This is a genomic window from Micromonospora sp. DT41, assembly GCF_049841715.1.
Classification (GTDB): domain Bacteria; phylum Actinomycetota; class Actinomycetes; order Mycobacteriales; family Micromonosporaceae; genus Micromonospora; species Micromonospora profundi.
The window spans coordinates 1-684 of record NZ_JBNCKU010000055.1; the positions used below are offsets into that span (position 1 = coordinate 1).

At 66.2% G+C, this 684-nt stretch carries 1 protein-coding gene; it reads left to right on the plus strand.

Features of this window, described 5'->3' with window-relative positions:
• A partial coding sequence (locus ACLQ23_RS31575; RefSeq protein WP_425881538.1) for an FG-GAP repeat domain-containing protein occupies window positions 1-684 on the plus strand: 684 nt, incomplete at both ends.

The following is a 684-nucleotide window of genomic DNA, read 5'->3' on the forward strand; positions in this document are numbered from 1 at the left end:
GCCGCGCGGTATTTTGGTGGGTCACCCACCGACTTCACCGGCGACGGACGCGACGACGTCATCGCGTTCACCCACAGCCCCCTCGCCGACGCCTACGTCGCCACCTCCACCGGCACCACCTTCACCGGCACCACCATCAAATGGCACGACTGGTTCGCCCTCACCGGCGAAACACCCCTCACCGGCGACGCCAACGGCGACGGCCGCGACGACGCCATCGTCTTCACCCACAGCCCCCTCGCCGACGTCCACGTCGCCCTCTCCACCGGCACCACCTTCGCCCCCAGCACCACATGGCACGACTGGTTCGCCCCCGGCACCGAAATACCCGCCATCGGCGACGTCAACGGCGACGGCAAAGACGACATCATCACCTTCACCCACGACACCAACGCCGACGTCTACGTCGCCCTCTCCACCGGCACATCCTTCACCGGCACCGCCGTCAAATGGCACGACTACTTCTCCATCGGCGGAGAATTCCCCGCCATCGGCGACGTCAACGGCGACGGACTCGACGACATCATCACCTTCACCCAAGGCCCCGCCACCGCCTCCGACGTCATCGTCGCCCTCTCCAACGGCACATCCTTCGGACCACCACAAAAATGGCACGACCTCTTCGCCGTCGGCGGCGAACAACCCCGCGTCGGCGACATCAACGGCGACGGCAAAGACGACATC